The sequence below is a fragment of the Geodermatophilus sp. SYSU D00703 genome (assembly GCF_054050155.1).
In genome coordinates this window covers 187,534-204,892 of the sequence record NZ_JBJGYU010000002.1, presented here as the reverse complement: position 1 = coordinate 204,892, position 17,359 = coordinate 187,534, and the positions used below count along the sequence as shown (strand labels likewise).

At 75.2% G+C, this 17,359-nt stretch carries 15 protein-coding genes; 8 read left to right on the top strand and 7 right to left on the bottom strand.

The window, feature by feature from the left end:
• Window positions 1-41 precede the first annotated feature (41 nt).
• The 8 genes from ACI782_RS04470 (at window position 42) to ACI782_RS04435 (ending at window position 11,680) form a co-directional block, all read left to right on the top strand.
• Window positions 42-2,420, top strand: coding sequence for a DUF6049 family protein (locus ACI782_RS04470; protein ID WP_456906507.1), 2,379 nt, complete (start codon window positions 42-44; stop codon window positions 2,418-2,420).
• Window positions 2,417-4,537, top strand: coding sequence for a murein biosynthesis integral membrane protein MurJ (murJ, locus tag ACI782_RS04465; RefSeq protein WP_456906505.1), 2,121 nt, complete (start codon window positions 2,417-2,419; stop codon window positions 4,535-4,537). Before ACI782_RS04470 ends, murJ begins: the two co-directional genes overlap by 4 nt.
• Before the next feature lie 71 nt (window positions 4,538-4,608).
• Window positions 4,609-6,237, top strand: coding sequence for a hypothetical protein (locus ACI782_RS04460; protein ID WP_456906503.1), 1,629 nt, complete (start codon window positions 4,609-4,611; stop codon window positions 6,235-6,237).
• Between the two features lie 109 nt (window positions 6,238-6,346).
• Window positions 6,347-7,321: a thioredoxin-disulfide reductase gene (gene trxB, locus ACI782_RS04455; protein WP_456906502.1), complete on the top strand. Its 975-nt coding sequence runs from the start codon at window positions 6,347-6,349 to the stop codon at window positions 7,319-7,321.
• 107 nt (window positions 7,322-7,428) lie between these two features.
• The gene (gene trxA, locus ACI782_RS04450) at window positions 7,429-7,755 is read left to right on the top strand and encodes a thioredoxin (protein ID WP_456906499.1); all 327 of its coding nucleotides are present in this window, start codon (window positions 7,429-7,431) and stop codon (window positions 7,753-7,755) included.
• Between the two features lie 177 nt (window positions 7,756-7,932).
• Entirely contained in the window at window positions 7,933-9,087 is a 1,155-nt protein-coding gene (locus ACI782_RS04445) for an N-acetylmuramoyl-L-alanine amidase (RefSeq protein ID WP_456906497.1), read from the top strand.
• 317 nt (window positions 9,088-9,404) lie between these two features.
• Window positions 9,405-10,688, top strand: coding sequence for an aminotransferase-like domain-containing protein (locus tag ACI782_RS04440; RefSeq protein WP_456906495.1), 1,284 nt, complete (start codon window positions 9,405-9,407; stop codon window positions 10,686-10,688).
• Window positions 10,685-11,680, top strand: coding sequence for a D-alanine--D-alanine ligase family protein (locus ACI782_RS04435; RefSeq protein ID WP_456906493.1), 996 nt, complete (start codon window positions 10,685-10,687; stop codon window positions 11,678-11,680). The genes ACI782_RS04440 and ACI782_RS04435 overlap by 4 nt, the downstream gene beginning before the upstream one ends.
• A 121-nt stretch (window positions 11,681-11,801) precedes the next feature.
• Here ACI782_RS04435 and ACI782_RS04430 read toward each other — a convergent pair whose 3' ends face one another.
• From ACI782_RS04430 to rnpA, 7 genes are all read right to left on the bottom strand, one after another.
• Window positions 11,802-12,851 carry a ParB/RepB/Spo0J family partition protein gene (locus ACI782_RS04430; protein ID WP_456906491.1) on the bottom strand — a complete coding sequence of 350 codons (1,050 nt, stop codon included), beginning with the start codon at window positions 12,849-12,851 and terminating at the stop codon, window positions 11,802-11,804.
• Window positions 12,848-13,915 (bottom strand): ParA family protein, encoded by a 1,068-nt coding sequence (locus ACI782_RS04425; RefSeq protein WP_456906489.1) that lies wholly within the window; start codon window positions 13,913-13,915, stop codon window positions 12,848-12,850. The genes ACI782_RS04430 and ACI782_RS04425 overlap by 4 nt, the downstream gene beginning before the upstream one ends.
• A gap of 75 nt (window positions 13,916-13,990) precedes the next feature.
• The gene (rsmG, locus tag ACI782_RS04420) at window positions 13,991-14,692 is read right to left on the bottom strand and encodes a 16S rRNA (guanine(527)-N(7))-methyltransferase RsmG (RefSeq protein ID WP_456906487.1); all 702 of its coding nucleotides are present in this window, start codon (window positions 14,690-14,692) and stop codon (window positions 13,991-13,993) included.
• A gap of 44 nt (window positions 14,693-14,736) precedes the next feature.
• Complete coding sequence (locus ACI782_RS04415) at window positions 14,737-15,420, bottom strand: Jag family protein (protein WP_456906485.1); 684 nt, start codon at window positions 15,418-15,420, stop codon at window positions 14,737-14,739.
• A gap of 84 nt (window positions 15,421-15,504) precedes the next feature.
• Window positions 15,505-16,650, bottom strand: coding sequence for a membrane protein insertase YidC (gene yidC / locus ACI782_RS04410; RefSeq protein WP_456906483.1), 1,146 nt, complete (start codon window positions 16,648-16,650; stop codon window positions 15,505-15,507).
• On the bottom strand, window positions 16,643-16,978 hold the full coding sequence (yidD, locus tag ACI782_RS04405) for a membrane protein insertion efficiency factor YidD (protein ID WP_456906481.1): 336 nt from the start codon (window positions 16,976-16,978) through the stop codon (window positions 16,643-16,645). Before yidD ends, yidC begins: the two co-directional genes overlap by 8 nt.
• Window positions 16,975-17,358 carry a ribonuclease P protein component gene (gene rnpA / locus ACI782_RS04400; RefSeq protein ID WP_456906479.1) on the bottom strand — a complete coding sequence of 128 codons (384 nt, stop codon included), beginning with the start codon at window positions 17,356-17,358 and terminating at the stop codon, window positions 16,975-16,977. Before rnpA ends, yidD begins: the two co-directional genes overlap by 4 nt.
• Window position 17,359: the final 1 nt, after the last annotated feature.

Here is a 17,359-nt window from a genome sequence, read left to right as displayed (position 1 = left end):
GGCCACGACACCGGATGGACGGACGCCGGCGGGGAGCTGTCGTGACCCGGACGGCTGCCGGGAGCGCCGGCGGCCGGTCCGGCGCCGACGGCCGTGCGCCGACCCGCGCCCGCCGCCGGACGACGGTGTGCGCGGCCCTCGCCGGCCTGCTCACCGCCCCGCTCCTCGGGTTGGCCGCCCCGACCGCCGCGGCCGACCCCGGCGACCCGGAGCCCGCGGCCGAGGACGACGTCAGCGACCCCGACCGCCCGGTGCAGGTGGAGGTCACCCGGTTCGAGCCGCGCACCCTCACGCCCGGGGCCACGGTCACCGTCGCGGGCACCCTCACCAACACCGGCACCGAGACGCTGACCGACCTCGACGTGCGGCTGCAGCGCGGCGAGCTGCTCGACACCCGGGCGGAGCTGCAGGCCATCGACACCGATGCCGACCCGACGTCCGCCGTCACCACGCCGTTCCAGGAGGTGCCGGGCGAGCTGGAGCCGGGGGAGTCCCTGTCGTTCGCGCTCACGACCGACACCGGCGAGCTGCGCATCGACCGCGACGGCGTCTACCCGGTGCTGCTCAACCTCAACGGCGCGACCGCCGACGGGGAGCGCCGCCGCGTCGGCGAGCTGTCGACCTTCCTCGTGCAGCCCCCCGCGCAGCCGGCCGCCCCGACCGGCGTCGCCTGGCTGTGGCCCCTGGTGGAGCGCACCCACCGCGACGCCGCCGGCGGGTTCACCGACGACGACCTGGCCGAGGAGGTGGCCTCCGGTGGCCGCCTGGACCGGGCACTGGCCGCCGTCGAGCGCCTGCCCGAGGCCCCCGCCGCCGAGGGCGGCGAGCCCGCGCCGGTGGTCCGGGTGACCCTCGCGATCGACCCCGCGCTGGTGGAGGAGCTCGAGCTCATGGCCGACGGCCCCTACGACGTCGCCGGGCAGGAGGACGCCGGGGAGGGCACGGAGGACGCCGCCGCGTTCCTCGACCGGCTGCGCGCGGTCGCCGCCGACCACCCGGTGGTCGCGCTGCCCTACGGGGACGTCGACGCCGACGCGCTCGCCTCGATCGGCCTGTCCGACGTCGTGACCCGCAGCCTCCCCGGCACGCCCGACGGGACGGCCCAGGACGATCCCGACGCGCCCACCCCCGTCGCGGAGGCCACCGCGCCCCCCGAGCCGGCCGACGAGGAGCCCACCGCCGGCGCCGGCGCGGAGATCCTCCGCGACGCCCTCGGGGTCGAACCGCGCACCGACCTGGCCTGGGCGGTCGGCGGCTCGCTGCGCGCCGACACCCTCGACACGCTCCGCGCCGGCGGTGTCGACGAGGTGGTGCTGGCCCCCGGAGGCCTGTCGGAGGGTTCCGCGGCCCTCGGCCTGGACGGCGACGCGGCCGCCGCCCGGACGACGGTGCCGACGGAGGACGGCGACCTCGACGCGCTGGTCGCCGACAGCTCGCTCGGCGGGCTGGTCGGCGCGGCGGCGAGCTCGCCGGACGGCACGCGCCTGGCCGAGCAGCGCTACCTCGCCGAGCTGGCCCTGCTGGCTCTCGGCAGCGGGGGAGCTCCGGCCGCGGGGGGTGCTCCGCCCGCGGGGCAGACCGTGCTGGTCGCGCCGCCCCGCGAGGTCGACGTCGACCCGGCGGGGATGAGCGCGATCATGGCCGCGGCGGCCCAGTACCCGTGGCTGCGCCCGGCGACGGTGGCCCAGCTGGACCAGGGGCCCACCGCATCGACCGGAGAGCTGGTCCCGCCGGCCGGGCCGGGCGGCCTGGCCGGAGGCGGGCTGGCCGACGTCACCGCCGCGGTCGGCGTGCGCGACGACCTCGCCGGCGCCGTCGTCGAGGACGCCGGCACGGCCCTGGCGCCGTACGACGCCGCGGTGTCCCGGACCACCTCCGCCGCCTGGCGGGACGACCCCGAGGCGTTCGCCGCGGCCGCCGCCGACCTGCGGGCGACCCTGTCCGGGCTGCGCGACCAGGTCACGCTGCTCTCCCCGGCCGACGGCACGTACAGCCTCGCCTCCAGCGACGCCCCGCTGGTGCTCACCGTGCGCAACGACCTGCCCTTCGCCGTCCGCGTCCTGTTGGACGTGCAGACCCGCGGCAGCGCGCTGAGCGTCAGCGACGTCGGGGCGCAGGTCCTCGCCCCGGAGCAGCGGACGACGCTGCAGGTGCCCACCGAGGTGCGGCAGTCCGGCCGGTTCGGCGTCGTCGCCACCCTCACCACCCCGGACGGCGGGTCGCTCGGCGAGCCGGTGGAGCTGCAGGTGAAGAGCACCGCCTACGGGTCGATCTCGCTGATCACCACGATCGGCGCGGCGACCCTGCTCGGGCTGCTCTTCCTGCGCCGCCTGGTGCTGTTCGTGCTGCGCCGCCGCCGCGGGGCGCCCGAGGAGGCGGGTGCGCCCGTGCCGCTGCCGCCGACGCGGAGCCCGGTGTGACCGGCGACCGCCCCGTCGACGAGCGGCAGCGCCGGATCCCCCTGCCGCCGGTGCCGCCGCCCGGCCGGCCCTCCTCCGCCCCTCCGGACGCCACCCCTCCGGACGTCGCCGCCCCTCCGGACGCCACCGCCCCGCCGCCTGCTGCTGCCCCGCCACCGGTGCCCGGTCCCGGGACGGCGTCCGGCCTGCCGCTGCCCCCACCGGCCTACCCGCGGGTGCCCGCGACACCGGACCGGGTGAACGGGGAGCGCGCGCGGGAGCACAGCCGGTCGGCGGCTCCGCTGCCGCCGGTGCCCCCCGCGGAGCGCACCCGGTCGCGGCCCGAGGAGCGCGTCCGGTCGCAGCCCGCGGAGCGAGGCCGGCCCCTGCCCCCGGTGCCGCCGCCGCGTCCCCGCGCCCGCTTCGTCCCCGGCCCCGACGACACCCAGCTCATCCCGGTGCTGCCGGCGGTGCCCCGCCGGGTCGACGAGACCGACGAGGAGGTCGAGGCCCGCGAGGGCGCGCCCGGCGCCAGCCGCGGCATCCTGCGCGCCGCCGGCACGATGGCGGTGGCGACGCTGGTCTCCCGCGTCACCGGCCTGCTGCGCACGATGGTCCTGGCCGCGGCGCTGGGCGTGGGCCTGGTCAACGACGCCTACAACACCGCCAACACGCTGCCCAACATCGTCTACGAGCTGCTGCTGGGCGGCGTCCTGACCTCGGTCGTCGTGCCGCTGCTGGTGCACGCCCAGGAGCGGGACTCCGACGACGGCGTCCGCTACGCGCAGCGGCTGTCGACCGTGGCGCTGGTCGGCCTGGTCGGGGTGACGGTGGTGGCGATCGCCGTCGCGCCGTGGCTGACCTCGCTCTACGGCATCCAGGGCGACCCCGACCAGGTCCGGCTGGCCACGTGGCTGGCGCGCATCCTGCTGCTGGAGATCGTCTTCTACGGCCTCGGCGCGCTCGCCCAGGCCATCCTCAACACCCGCGGGGTGTTCGGCCCGCCGGCGTGGGCCCCGGTGCTCAACAACGTGGTGGTGATCGCCACCGGCCTGCTGTTCATCGCCGTCAGCGGGCCCGGCGACCTCACCCCGGCCACCGTCACCGACGGCCAGGTGTGGCTGCTCGGCATCGGCACCACGCTCGGCATCGCGCTGCAGGCGATCGTGCTGCTGCCGCTACTGCGCCGGGCCGGCGTCCCGCTGCGCCCGCGGTGGAACCTGCGGCAGATCGGCCTGCGCGAGATGGGCGCCCTGGGGCTGTGGGTCCTCGCGTACGTGGCGGTCAGCCAGGTCGGCGTCGTCGTCGCCACCCGCATCGCCAACCAGGCGACCCGCGAGGGCGGCCTCGGCTCGAGCGCCTTCGCGATCGCCAGCCTGCTCTTCCAGATGCCCTACGGGATCATCGGCGTCGCCCTGCTCACCGCGCTGCTGCCGCGGATGAGCCGGGCCGCCGCCCGCGCCGACGTCCCCGGCGTGGTGCAGGACCTCTCCCTCGGCACCCGCCTCTCCGCCCTGGGGCTGCTGCCGGTGGCCGCCGCGCTCACCGTGCTGGGCCCCGCGCTGGCCACCGTGGCCTTCGCCCGGGGGAACACCAGCGTCGAGGACGCCCGCGCCATCGGCGTCGCCCTCGCCGTCGGCGCGTTCGGGCTGCTGCCGATGGCGGTGACCCTGCTGCAGCTGCGGGTGTTCTACGCGATGAAGGACGCGCGGACGCCGACGCTGCTGCAGCTCGGCATGGTCGCCGTCCGGGTGCCGCTGCTCCTGCTGGTCCCGGTCGTCTTGAGCCCGCAGCACGTGGTGGCCGGGCTGATGCTGGTCACCAGCGTCACCTACCTGGCCGGCTGGGTGCTCGGCCACGTGGTGCTCAGCCGGCGGCTGGGACGCCTGCGGGCGACCGGCACCCTGTCGACGGTCCTCCGGGTCGCCGCCGCGTCGGTGCTGGCGGCGCTGATCGGCTGGGGCGTCGTCCGCGTGACCGACGACGCTCTGGGGACGTCGGTCGGGGGCTCGCTCGGCACCCTGCTGATCGGTACCGTGGTGATCGGCGTCGCGGCTCTGGTTGGGATCGTGCTCGCCCGAGTTCCCGAGACCCGTGCGCCCCTGGCAGCCGTCAGGGCCCGGCTGGGGCGCGGGTGAACAGCGCGGCGACGCCTCCGCCGGGGCACCCGAGCCGCCGGCCCGGAGCGAACAGGGGGTCGGCCGCGTCGATGACGTCCACGGCCACCGGCCTCCCTGACCGCTACCGCCCCCTCGACGAGGTCGGCGCCCCCGAGAGCACCGCGACCGGTGTCATCCGCTGCTGGCGCGCCAAGGACCGCATCCTCAACCGCGACGTCGCCATCCGGGTGCACACCCCCGGCGGTGCGGCGGCCCGCGAGTGGATCACCCGGGCGCTGACCGCCGGTGGCCTGGCGACCCCCGCCCTGGCGATGGTCTACGACGCCGCCGAGGGCAGCGGGCAGGGCAACGACAGCACCGCCTACGTCGTCAACGAGTGGATCGAGGGCCAGACGATCGGGGAGCGGCTCGCCGAGGGCCCCATGCCCGACCGGGAGGTCCGCACCGTGCTGCGGCGGCTGGCCGAGGGGGTCGCCGAGGCGCACCGGGTCGGGCTGGCCGTCGGCGGGATCACCCCCGACACCGTCGTCCTGCGGCCCAACGGGCTGGTCGGCCTGCGGTCGGTGCCCGCCGCGAGCGGCACCATGCAGGGCGACATCGCCGCCCTCGGTGAGCTGCTCGAGTACTGCCTCACCGGGCGCCGCTCCGCCGACACCGTCGTCCCCGGCCGGACCCCGGCGATGGCCTCCGACCTCGCCGCGCTGGTCCGCCGCGCCCGGTCCAGCCAGCCCGGCGCCGGGCTGTCCAGCGTCGCGGCGATGGCCGCGCTCCTGGCCGAGCGGCCGCGCGGCACGCACCCGTCGGAGCCGGTACGCGGACCGGACGAGACCGACAGCGGCTGGCTGCGCCGGCTGCGCGAGCGCCGGGAGGACGACGTCGCCGTCGACCCGGCGCCGACGATGGACGCCTCCCGCTCCGGCGCCCGCCGGCTCGACCCCCAGGGCCGCCCGCCGGTGCCGGCCGCCCGTGCGGACGACGCCGACGAGGACCTGCTGCCGCTGTCGGCCGGCTTCGGGGTGGACGAGGACGAGCCCGCGGACGAGGACCTGGCCGACGACTACCCGGCCGAGGACGAGCCGCGCCCCGGGCGCCGCCGGCTGCTGATCGCCGGCCTGGTCGCCGCCACCCTCGCGATCGTGGTCGGGCTGGCCTGGTGGTTCGGCTCCAGCGTGCTCTCGGTCGCCGGCTCCGTGGGCGGGCCCGGCAGCCCCGCGGCGTCCTCCACCACCGCCGCTCCGCCCGCCGCGGCCGAGCCGCCGGCCGGGGACACCGCGGGGGCCACGATCACCGCGGCCACGGTCTTCGACCCGTTCGGGGACGGCGAGCCGGAGAACACCAACGAGATCCCGCTCTCCTACGACGACGACCCGGCCACCTCCTGGTCGACGCTGGAGTACCGGGGCTCGCCCGCCTTCGGCAACCTGAAGGACGGCGTCGGCGTCGTCTACGACCTCGGCTCGGACCAGGCGCTGGCCGGGGTCACGCTGACCACGAACACCCCCGGCGCGACGGTCGAGGTCCGCACCGGCGGCTCGCCCGACGGCTCGCTCGACGACTTCGCGGTGCAGGCCTCCGGGGAGCTGGAGGCCACCACCGACCTCACCTTCGACGAGCCCGCGACGGCCCGCTACGTGCTCGTCTGGATCACCGGCCTGGTGCCCTCCGGCGACGGCTTCTCCGCCGACGTCGCCGAGGTGGAGCTGCGCGCCGCGGGCTGAGCGCCCCCTTCCGCCCCAGGGAATGCGGGCCTGCTGGGCGGGGAATGCGGCCCCTACCATCCTCGTTGTGCCGCCCGTGACGACAGACCACCCGACCCCAGGACCCGCCGTGACCACCGAGGGGAACTCCGCGATCCCGCCGGCCGAGCACGACGGCATCCGCGACCTGATCATCATCGGGTCGGGGCCGGCGGGGTACACCGCCGCCATCTACGCCGCCCGCGCCAACCTCCACCCGCTGGTGTTCGAGGGCTCCCAGTTCGGCGGCGCGCTGATGACCACCACCGAGGTGGAGAACTTCCCCGGCTTCGCCGAGGGCATCCAGGGCCCCCAGCTCATGGACGACATGCGCACCCAGGCCGAGCGCTTCGGCGCGGAGCTGGTCGCCCGGGACGTCACCGAGGTCGACCTCACCGCCGAGCCGAAGATCGTCAAGGTCGGTGACGAGGTGCACCGCGCCCACGCGGTGATCGTCGCGACCGGGTCGAAGTACCGGTACCTGGGCCTGGACAACGAGGCCCGGCTGCTCGGCCGCGGCGTCTCGGCCTGCGCCACCTGCGACGGCTTCTTCTTCCGCGACCAGGACATCATCGTGGTCGGCGGCGGCGACTCGGCGATGGAGGAAGCCACCTTCCTCACCCGCTTCGCCAAGACCGTGACCGTCGTCCACCGCCGCAACGAGCTGCGCGCCTCCAAGATCATGCAGAAGCGCGCCCAGGACAACGACAAGATCCGCTGGCAGCTGGGCAAGACGGTCAGCGACGTGCTCGGCGAGAACACCGTCTCCGGCGTCCAGCTCACCGACGTCGAGACCGGCGCCACCGAGGAGGTGCCCGTCACCGGCGTGTTCGTCGCCATCGGCCACGACCCGCGCAGCGAGCTGTTCGCCGGCCAGCTGAAGCTGGACGACGAGGGCTACATCCAGGTGGAGCACCCGACCACCCGGACGAACATCGACGGCGTCTTCGCCTGCGGTGACGTGGTCGACCACATCTACCGCCAGGCGATCACCTCGGCCGGCACCGGCGCCTCGGCGGCCATCGACGCCGAGCGCTACCTGGCCGAGAGGTTCCACGAGCGCTGAGGAAGGCCCCGTGCAGGGGGGCCGCCCCGACTGGGCATAGACCAGGCATCGGGCCGGTTGTCCCTGCCGGGCCCAGTTCCGAGCCATGAAAGACGAGGAGAACGACCATGGCAGGCAACACCAAGACGGTCACCGACGCCAGCTTCGCCGACGACGTGCTGGGCAGCGACAAGCCCGTGCTCGTCGACTTCTGGGCGGAGTGGTGCGGCCCGTGCAAGATGGTCGCTCCGGTCCTCGAGGAGATCGCCGCGGAGCACGGCGACAAGCTGACGATCGCCAAGCTCAACATCGACGAGAACCCGCAGATCGCGCGTGACTACCAGGTCATGTCGATCCCGACGATGACGGTCTTCCAGGGCGGCAAGCCGGTGAAGAGCATCATCGGGGCGAAGCCCAAGGGCGCGATCCTCTCCGACCTCGCCGACTACCTCTGAGGGAGGACCCCCTGCCCCCACCGCTCGCCAGCTCGCGGTGGGCCCCTGCAGGGGGCCACTGAGCAGGGCCTCCCCGGCTGCACGCCGGGGAGGCCCTCGCGCGTTCGGAGGCCGCGCGCATCCGATGTGCGCCCCGGCTGGGCCGGGTCGGCGCGCGGGGACCACAATCGACCCACGATGGGAACCGACAGCCGCATGCACCCCCTGGGGCCGGGGGACCGCGGCCCCGCCGTGGCCGACGTGCACGCCGCCCTGCGCGCGCTGGGGCTGCTGCCCGCCGGCAACGGGGGCGCCGAGGAGGAGCCGCTGGAGCAGGCGGTCTACGACCCCTCCACCGAGCTCGCCGTCCGCCACTTCCAGCAGGTCCGCGGGCTCACCGTCGACGGCCGGGTGGGGGAGGAGACCTACCGGGCGCTGTCCGAGGCCCGCTGGTCCCTGGGCGACCGGCTGCTGCACCACGACCCCGAGCGGCCCATGCGTGGCGACGACGTCACCAACCTGCAGGACCGGCTGCACGAGCTCGGCTACGACGCCGGAGCGGTGGACGGCGTGTTCGGCGCCGAGACCGAGGCGGGGCTGCGCGCCTTCCAGCGGGACTACGGCCTGACCTCCGACGGCACCTGCGGGCCGGCCACCCTCCGGGCGCTGCGCCAGCTGGGCCGCAAGGTCACCGGCGGCCGACCCCAGCTGCTCCGGCAGAGTGCGAGCTTCGTGGAGAGCGGTCCGCACCTCATCGGGCGGCGGATCGTCGTCGACCCCGGCCACGGTGGGACCGATCCCGGCATCACCTCGGGGGAGACGACCGAGGCGGACCTGGTGCTCGACCTCGCCTCGCGGATCGAGGGGCAGCTTGCCGCCGCCGGCGCCACCGTGTACCTCACCCGCGGCCGCGAGCAGAACCCCAGCGACGCCGAGCGGACCGGTTTCGCCAACGACGCCCGCGCCGACCTCTTCCTCTCCCTGCACCTCGACGCGCACCCCTCCGAGCACGCCCGCGGGGTCGCCAGCTACCACTACGGCACCGGGTCGGGAGCGTCGTCCACGGTCGGCGAGCAGTTCGCCAACCTGGCCCGCCGGGAGATCGTCGCGCGCACGGGCATGCTCGACCTGGGCACGCACCCCAAGACCTGGGACCTGCTGCGCACGACCCGGATGCCGGCGGTGCGCATCGACTGCGGCTACCTCTCCCACCCGGTCGACCGGCTGCTGCTGCTCGACGCCCGGCTGCGCAGCACCGTCGCCAGCGCCGTGGTGGCCGCCGTCCAGCGGCTGTTCCTGCCCGCCGAGGCCGACCCGCCCACCGGCACCTTCGTGCTCCCCGGGCGGGTGTGAACAAGCCGCGGAGACACGGGAGCCGCCCTGCGAGGCGTCCTGACGAGCGGGGACCCGGAGGGTTCCCCGAGGAGGGACGGGAAGGGCTCAGCGCAGCAGGGGACGGCACTCGGCCGCGATGTCGTCCGGAGGACGACAGGGGGAATGGTCCGTCTCGCCGTGTCCCCGACAGCGGCGGCTCGAGGGCTCCCTACACTCGACAGGTGGCCTCCCTCACGCCCGGTACGTCCCCGGGCCCCGGTGTGAACCCCCACCCGGCGCCGCGCCACCCGCGGCTGGACCCGCTGGCGGACCGGTACGCAGCACGGACGCACGGGATGAAGACCTCCGAGATCCGTGCGCTGTTCTCCGTCGTCAGCCGGCCCGAGGTCGTGTCGCTGGCCGGCGGGATGCCCGCGGTCACCGCACTGCCGCTGGACGCCGTCGGCTCGATGATCGGCGAGCTCGTCTCGGGGATGGGCGCGCAGACGCTGCAGTACGGCTCCGGCCAGGGCGACCCGCGGCTGCGGGAGCGGATCTGCGACGTCATGGCGCTGGAGGGCATCACCGACGCCTCGCCCAGCGAGGTCGTGGTGACCGTGGGCTCCCAGCAGGGGCTGGACCTGGTCACCCGCGTGTTCTGCGACCCCGGCGACGTGGTCCTCGCCGAGGGCCCGTCCTACGTGGGTGCGCTGGGCGTCTTCGAGGCGTCCGAGGCGCGGGTCCGGCACGTCCCGATGGACGACGACGGGCTGATCCCCGAGGCGCTGGAGCAGGCGCTCATCGAGTGCCGGGCCAACGGCGATCGGGTGAAGTTCCTCTACACCGTGCCGAACTACCACAACCCGGCCGGGGTCACGCTCTCCGAGCCGCGCCGCCAGGCGGTCATCGACATCGCCGAGCGCTATGACCTGCTGGTCATCGAGGACAACCCCTACGGCCTGCTCGGCTTCGACCGCGACCCGATGCGGGCGCTGCGCGCGCGCAACGACCGCCGCGTCATCTACCTCGGCTCGTTCTCGAAGACGTTCTCGCCGGGCCTGCGGGTCGGCTGGGTGCTCGCCCCGCTCGCCGTCCGGGAGAAGCTGGTGCTGGCCACCGAGGCGCAGGTGCTCTGCCCGCCCTCGCTGACGCAGTACGCCGTCGCCCGGTACCTCGACACCCAGCCGTGGCGCGAGCAGATCAAGCACTTCGTCGAGCTCTACCGCGAGCGGCGGGACGCCACGCTGGAGTCCCTCGAGCAGCTCATGCCCGCGGGCACCACCTGGACGAAGCCGGACGGCGGGTTCTACGTGTGGCTGAAGCTGCCGCACGGCCTGGACGCCAAGCTCATGCAGCCGCGCGCGGTCAACGCGCACGTGGCCTACGTGCCCGGCATCGGGTTCTACGCCGACGGCTCGGGCCGGGAGTACATGCGGCTGTCCTACTGCTACCCCGAGCCCGACCAGATCCGGGAGGGGGTGCGCCGGCTGGCCCGGGTCGTCGAGGCCGAGCTGGACCTGCACTCCACCTTCTCCGGCGTGGACACCGGCTCGTTCACGGCGCTGGGCGGGCCACGGGTCCCCGGCGTCGACCCGTTCGTCGGCCCCGCCAACAGCGACCGTTACGAGGACCGTTCATGACGGAGACCGCACCCGCAGCCGCAGCCGAGTCCGCCGCGCCGAACCACCCGCTGCGCGCCGTCGTCCTCGCCGGCGGGCTCAACTTCGAGCGCGAGGTCAGCCTCTCCTCGGGCACCCAGGTGTGGGAGGAGCTCACCCGCGCCGGCGTCGACGCCGAGGTGCGCGACGCCGACGCCGACCTGCTGCCCGGCTTGGCGGCCGCGCCGGCCGACGCGGTGTTCATCGCGCTGCACGGGGCCACCGGTGAGGACGGCGCGCTGCGGGCCGTCCTCGACCTGGCCGGCGTCCCCTACGTCGGCTCCCCGGCGGCCGCCTGCCGGCTGGCGTGGGACAAGCCGGCGGCCAAGTCCGTCGTCCGCTCCGCGGGCGTCACGACGCCGGACTGGGTCGCGCTGCCGCACAGCACCTTCCGGGAGCTGGGCGCCGGCGCCGTCCTGGACCTCATCGTCGCCCGGCTCGGCCTGCCGCTCATGGTTAAGCCGGCCTCCGGCGGGTCCGCCCTGGGCGCCCAGAAGATCAGCCGGGTCGAGGAGCTGCCCGCCGCGATGGTCAGCTGCTTCGCCTACGGCGACACCGTGCTCGTGGAGCGGTTCGTCGAGGGCGTGGAGCTCGCGCTGTCCGTCGTCGACCTGGGCGAGGGTCCCGAGGCGCTGCCGGCGGTGGAGATCGCCCCGGAGTCCGGCGTGTTCGACTACACCTCCCGCTACACCCCGGGCCTCACCGAGTACCACTCCCCGGCGCGGGTGCCCGACGAGGTGGCGGCGAAGGCGGCGGCACTCGCCGTCCAGGTGCACCGCGTCCTCGGCCTGCGGGACCTCTCCCGCACCGACGCGATCGTCAGCCCGGACGGCGAGGTGCACTTCCTCGAGGTGAACGTCTCTCCGGGGCTCACCGAGACGTCGATGTTCCCGATGGCCGTCGAGGCGGCCGGGTACTCGCTGGGCGACGTCCTCGCCCGGCTGCTGGCCCGCCGGGCGACCAGCGAACGCTGAGCCGACGAAGGCCGGGTTCCGTCTGTGACGGAACCCGGCCTTCGTCGGCCGAGCTTGGCGCCCGGCCCCCTGCAGGGTCCCGCCGCGAGCCTGCGAGTGGTGGAGGGCAGGGGGTCCTTCGTCAGTCCTCGGATCGGCGACCGGTGATGTCCGGGGCCATCTGGCTGATGATCCGCTGGAGGTCGTCGACCGAGCCGAACTCGACGACGATGCGGCCCTTGGCCCGGCCGATCTGGATCTTCACCTTGGTCTCGAAGGCGTCCGACAGCCGGCCGGCGAGGTCCTCGACGCCGGGGGCGGAGATCCGCCGCGTGCGCCGCTTCGCGGTGGGCTGCTCGGCGGCGGCGAGAGCGACCGCCTCCTCGGTGGCCCGGACCGACATCCCCTCGGCGACGATCCGGGTGGCGAGGGCGTCCTGGGCATCGGCGTCGGCCAGGCCGAGCAGCGCGCGGGCGTGCCCGGCCGAGATGACCCCGGCGGCGACGCGGGTCTGCACCTTCACCGGCAGCTTGAGCAGCCGGATGGTGTTCGTGACCTGCGAGCGGCTGCGGCCGATCCGCTGGGCCAGCTCCTCGTGGGTGGCGCCGAACTCCTCCAGCAACTGCTGGTAGGCCGCCGCCTCCTCGAGCGGGTTCAGCTGGACGCGGTGGATGTTCTCCAGCAGGGCGTCGCGCAGCAGGGCGTCGTCCGTGGTGTCGCGGACGATGGCCGGGACGGTGTCGAGCTCGGCGGCGCGGGCGGCCCGCAGCCGCCGCTCGCCCATGATGAGCTCGTAGCTGCCCTCGCCGCGCTCGCGCACGACGATCGGCTGCAGCAGGCCGAACTCCCGCACCGAGTGGGTGAGCTCCTCCAGCGCCTCGTCGTCGAAGACCTGGCGGGGCTGCTTCGGGTTGGGGACGACGTCGCCGACGGCGACCTCCCGCAGCTGCGCGCCCGGGACGCCAACCGCGGCCTCCTCCACCTGCCGGGCGACCGAGGCGGCCGCCTCCGCCGCCGGGGGCAGCAGGTGCACCGGGGGAGGGGCCGGGGCCTCCACCGGTGCTGCCGGCGCGGTGGCACCCTCCGGCCGCTCCGCGCCGTCCCCGGTCTCCGGCAGCGTCGGCTGCTCGACCGGCGGGGCGGTGGGGATCAGCGCCGCGAGCCCCCGGCCGAGGCCACCACGCTTGGTCATGCTCGCTCCTCAGGGGACGGGGGGACGGGCACGGTGGCCGCGTCGGTGTCGGGGAAGGCCAGGGACGTCACCGGCGGGGGAGCGGCGGTCGTGCCCGGCCCCGTCCGCGAGGCCAGCGGCGGCAGGGACACGCCCCGCTCGGCGAGCTCGCGGGCGGCCTCGACGTAGCTGGTCGAGCCGCGCGAGCCGGGGTCGTAGGTGAGCACCGACTGCCCGTACCCCGGCGCCTCCGACACCCGCACGTTGCGGGGGATGACCGCGTCGAGCACCAGGTCGCCGAAGTGGTTGCGGACCTCCTCGGCCACCTGGTCGGCGAGCTTCGTACGGGCGTCGTACATCGTCAGCAGGATCGTCCGGACGGCGATGCTCGGGTTGAGGTGCTGGCGGACCAGGTCGATGTTGTTGAGCAGCTGGCCCAGCCCCTCCAGCGCGTAGTACTCGCACTGGATGGGGATGAGCACCTCGTCGCCGGCCACGAGGGCGTTGAGGGTGAGCAGCCCCAACGACGGCGGGCAGTCGATGAGCACGTACCACGGCCGCTGCTCGGGCGGGAGCGCCTGGAGGTGGGCCTCGATCGCCCGGCGCAGCCGGTACTCGCGGGCCACCACGGAGACCAGCTCGATCTCGGCGCCGGCCAGGTCGATGGTCGCCGGCACGCAGTGCAGCAGCGGGCTGGCCGTCGTCGGGTGGACGACCTCCGACAGCGAGCTGTCACTGACCAGGGCGTCGTAGACCGACGGCGTCCCCACCGTGTGCTCGACCCCGAGGGCGGTGCTCGTGTTGCCCTGCGGGTCCAGGTCGATGACCAGCGTCCGCAGGCCGTAGAGGGACAGGGCCACGCCGAGGTTCACCGCGCTGGTGGTCTTGCCGACGCCACCCTTCTGGTTGGCGATGGTGATGACCCGGATCCGACCCGGGACGGGGAACGGCTCCTGGTTGGCCGCGTGCAGCACCCGGGTGGCGCGCAGTGCCTCCATCGCGATCGGGCTGTCGAAGTCCGCTCCGGCGCCGGCCGCCTGGTCGGCGGCGAGACTGGAGCGCAGCCGCTGGCCGGGGTCGGTCATCGCAGGTCCTTCCTGCCGAGCCGTTTCACGTGGAACGGGTTCGGGAAGTGGTACGGGTTCCACGTGGAACAGGGCTCACCGTGCCCCACGCGTCATCACCACCACGGTAGTGGCAGCCTCACCGAGCTCTGCGCCGACAGCCCGGACGTGGACGTCGCGCATCCCCGCGGACTCGAGCTCGGGCACCAGCCCCGGCACCTCCTCGACCGCGCGGGCGCCCACGAGCGCGACGAGCTGGGCGCCGGGCCGCATCAGGCCGCGGCACCAGGCGACCAGCCGGGGCAGCGCAGCGACCGCCCGGGCGGTGACGACGTCGACCGGGCCGACGGCCGCCCGCACCGAGCGCTCCTCGGCCCGGCCGCGGACCACCCGCCACGGGACGCCGAGCTCGGCGACGACCTCCTCCAGGAACTCGACCCGCCGGGCCATCGGCTCGACGAGGGTCAGGGCGATGTCCGGCCGGGCGAGCGCCAGTGGCACCCCGGGCAGCCCGGCTCCGCTGCCGACGTCCACCACCCGGGCCCCCGCCGGAACGGCCTCGGCCACTGCCGCACTGTTGAGCACGTGCCGTTCCCACAGGCGGGCCACCTCGCGCGGCCCGATCAGGCCGCGCACGACGCCGTCGGTGGCCAGCCGGGCGACGTAGCGCTCGGCGTCGGGCAGCGCGTCCCCGAAGACGGTGCGCGCGGTCGGTGGGGCCGGCGGGACGGGAGGGGCTCCGGCGTCGGGAGTGACCGGCCCGCACGCGTGACCTCCTCGCCGGCGCTCGTCGGTCACGCGCGCGGCACTGCCGTGTTCTCGGGGTGAGCTCGCAAGCTCGCTCACCTGTCGGGGAGGACGACGACCCGGCGGTTGGGCTCCTCGCCCTCCGACTCGCTGCGCACCCCGGACATCCCGGCGACGACGTCGTGGACGACCTTGCGCTCGAACGGGTTCATCGCGACCAGCCGCTCCGGCTGCCGGCTCTGCGCCACCCGCCGGGCCGCTTCGGCCGCCAGCGAGGTGAGGTCGGCCCGGCGCTTGGCCCGGTAGCCGCCGATGTCGAGCATCAGCCGACTGCGGACCCCGGTGGACTGGGCCACCGCCAGGCGGGTCAGCTCCTGCAGGGCCTCCAGCACCGAGCCGTCCGACCCGACGAGGTCGCGCAGGTCGCCGCCGACGATGGCGACCGAGGCCCGGTCGCCCTCGACGTCGAGGTCGATGTCGCCGTCGACGTCCAGGATGTCGAGCAGCCGCTCGAGGTAGTCGCCGGCCACGTCGCCCTCGCGGACGAGCAGGTCGTCCTCGCCGTCCCCGTCCTCGTCCTCGGCGTCGTCGTCACCCTCGACGTCCTCGTCGTCCGCGGGCTCGACGACCGCGTCCGCGCCGTCGGCGTCCGGGTCCGGCAGGTCGGGCTGGGCCGGTCCGCCGGCCGCGTCGGGCACGGGGCTGAGGACGGCGCCGGAGGTGGCCTCCGCCGTGGCAGCGGTCTCGGCCGTGTCGGTGGGGTGCTGCGGGGCGCTCATCGCGTTTCCTCCCAGTCGGTGCGGGCGTCCGGGATTCCCCGGTGGTCGATGGCCGGCGGGCGTCCGCTGCGGACGCCGGCGGTGTCAGCGGCGCTTGCGCTTCCCCCGGTTGGCCGGGCCCTGGCTGCCGCCGCGCGCGCCACCGCCGCGGGGCCGGTTCCCGCCGGGGCCCTTGGCGCCCGGCGGCTGGCCGTTCGACCCGGCGGCGGTGGCTCCCGGGGGCTGCACGCCGTCGGCTGGGCCGGTGCCCCCGGCCGGGGTGGTGCCCCCAGCCGGGGTGGTGTCGCCGGTGGGGTTGGTCGCGTCGACGGTCGACTCGGGCGCCGCGGGGCGACCGGGCTTGGGCCGGACCGGCTTGGCGCCGGGCTTGGGCGCGAGGGTCTTCGGGTCGATCGCCGGCTTGTCGGCCGCGGCCTTGGCCTTGGCGGCCGCGGACCCGGGCGGGGGCATCTTGCGCAGGATGAAGAACTGCTGCCCCAGCGTCCACAGGTTGTTGGTGAACCAGTAGAGGAGGACGCCGATGGGGAAGAAGAAGCCGGTGACGAAGAGGCTGATCGGCATGCCGTAGAGCAGCAGCTTCTGCACGGTGGCGGCCTGGCCCTCCACCGGGCCCGAGCGCTTCATCGTCTGCTTCTGGGTGACGTACGTCGTCGTGCACATGATCACGATGAGCACGAAGGCGACGATCCGGATGCTCGTGTAGCTGACCCCCGGCAGCGCGAGGATCGCCTCCTCCTTGGCCCCGGTCATGTTGAACGAGGAGGAGATGGGCGCCCCGAAGAACGGCGCGCGCGCCGCCTCGTCGGTGAGCTCGTCGCTCCAGCCGTAGAGGCCGGGCGCATTGGGGGCCAGCCGGCGCAGCACGTGGAAGAGGGCGAGGAAGACCGGGATCTGCGGCAGGATCGGCAGGCAGCCGGCCAGCGGGTTGACCCCGCGCTCCTTCTGCAGCGCCATCATCGCCTGGCTGAAGCCCTGCTTGTCGCTGCCGTACTGCTTCCGCAGCCGCTGGATCTCCGGCTGGATGTCCTGCATCGCCCGCTGCGACTTGACCTGCTTGACGAACAGCGGGAACAGGATCAGCCGGACGGTGACGACCAGGAAGACGATCGACAGCGCCCAGGCCAGGCCGGACAGGCCCGTCCCGGCGGCCGGGTCACCGAGGACCCAGTCCCACAGCGAGTGCCACTGGGCCATGACCCAGGAGATGGCGGTGTACAGCCAGTCAAGCAACGCCAGCCTCCTGCTGCGCGGCCCGGCGGGGTGCCGGAGGGTGAGCTCGGTCGGTCTCGGGTGGTGTCCTGCGCGGCGGCACCGGGTCGAAGCCACCGGGGTGCCAGGGCGCGCACTTGAGCAGACGGCGCAGCGCCAGCCAGGATCCCCGGCCCGCGCCGTGCACCGCGATCGCCTCGGCGGCGTAGGCGCTGCAGGTCGGGGCGAAGCGGCAGCGCGGCGGCAGCGCCGGGCTGATCGCCCGCTGGTAGAAGCCCACCACGGCCAGCAGCGCACGCCCGACCCGCCCGCGCGCGGCGGGATCGGCGATGCCCGGAGCGGTGGTCACGAGGCGCGCGCCCGCACACCGAGCACGCGGTCCAGGCCCGCGGCCAGGTCGCGGCCCAGCTCCGCCGAGGTGGCGGTCGCGGCCTCGGGCCGGGCGCGCACGACCAGGTCGGCCGACGGCGGGAGCCGGTGCAGCTGGTCCATGACCACCGCTCGCAGCCGCCGGGTTACACGGTGCCGGACCACGGAGTTGCCCACGGCCTTGCCGACCACGAAGCCGGCCCGTGGACCGCCGTCCCTCCCGGTGTTGCCGGGGGTCGGGGTCACGGGCCGTTCGGGGAGGTAGTGGAGCACCATGGTCGGCCGTCCGGCGCGCCTGCCGGACCGGACGACCGCGGTGAACTCCGGACGCCGGCGCAGGCGTGCCTGCGCGGGCAGCACC

Bases quoted from the DNA above. Each gene is read 5' to 3' on its own strand.
- ACI782_RS04460 (WP_456906503.1), top strand. From the start codon at position 4,609: ATGACGTCCACGGCCACCGGCCTCCCTGACCGCTACCGCCCCCTCGAC.
- trxA (WP_456906499.1), top strand. From the start codon at position 7,429: ATGGCAGGCAACACCAAGACGGTCACCGACGCCAGCTTCGCCGACGAC.
- ACI782_RS04445 (WP_456906497.1), top strand. From the start codon at position 7,933: ATGGGAACCGACAGCCGCATGCACCCCCTGGGGCCGGGGGACCGCGGC.
- ACI782_RS04440 (WP_456906495.1), top strand. From the start codon at position 9,405: ATGAAGACCTCCGAGATCCGTGCGCTGTTCTCCGTCGTCAGCCGGCCC.
- ACI782_RS04435 (WP_456906493.1), top strand. From the start codon at position 10,685: ATGACGGAGACCGCACCCGCAGCCGCAGCCGAGTCCGCCGCGCCGAAC.
- ACI782_RS04430 (WP_456906491.1), bottom strand. From the start codon at position 12,851: ATGACCAAGCGTGGTGGCCTCGGCCGGGGGCTCGCGGCGCTGATCCCC.
- ACI782_RS04425 (WP_456906489.1), bottom strand. From the start codon at position 13,915: ATGACCGACCCCGGCCAGCGGCTGCGCTCCAGTCTCGCCGCCGACCAG.
- ACI782_RS04415 (WP_456906485.1), bottom strand. From the start codon at position 15,420: ATGAGCGCCCCGCAGCACCCCACCGACACGGCCGAGACCGCTGCCACG.